Source organism: Polaromonas sp. P1_G2, assembly GCF_056405515.1.
Genome location: NZ_JBFUBY010000891.1, coordinates 1 through 521, shown reverse-complemented (window position 1 = coordinate 521; position 521 = coordinate 1). Strand labels below are relative to the sequence as shown.

Annotated in this window: 1 protein-coding gene; it reads right to left on the bottom strand. The window is 62.6% G+C overall.

Going from position 1 to position 521, the window contains the following annotated elements; translation table 11 throughout:
* A partial coding sequence (locus AC1D0P_RS28190; protein ID WP_477679749.1) for a calcium-binding protein occupies nucleotides 1–521 on the bottom strand: 521 nt, incomplete at both ends.

Here is a 521-nt window from a genome sequence, read left to right as displayed (position 1 = left end):
CCGTCAGACAGCGTCGCGGTCGATGCCCCGAAATTCCCCTTGAACGCCATGCTCAGGTTCGAAAAATCCAGCGTCAGCGTATCATGGTCGGCGCCGCCATCGATGATCGCCCGCCCGGTGCCATTGTTGGCGTTGACCGACGACAGCGACAGTGTGTCGTTGCCGGCGCCGCCATAGAGGTGGCTGCGCCCGTTGCCGGCGGTCAGACTGTCGTCGCCATCGTCGCCATAGATCGAATCCTGGCCGCTGCCGCCGCTCAGCGTATCGTTGCCGTCGTTACCATGCACGGTCGAAGAATTGACATCGGTGCCTGAGATCACCACGAGATCGTCGCCGCCTCCGGCCGTGATCGTGGCTGCGCCGGCCATGATGGCGATCTGGTCGGCCTGGTCGAATGTCGTGACATTGATCGACGCGCCGCGCAGCAGCAATGTGTTGGTGCCCTGGGCGCCGGTAATGTCGACCTCGTTCATCGTGTAGCCAGTGGCATTGATGACGAGGTTCTCTATCCCGGCAAGCGT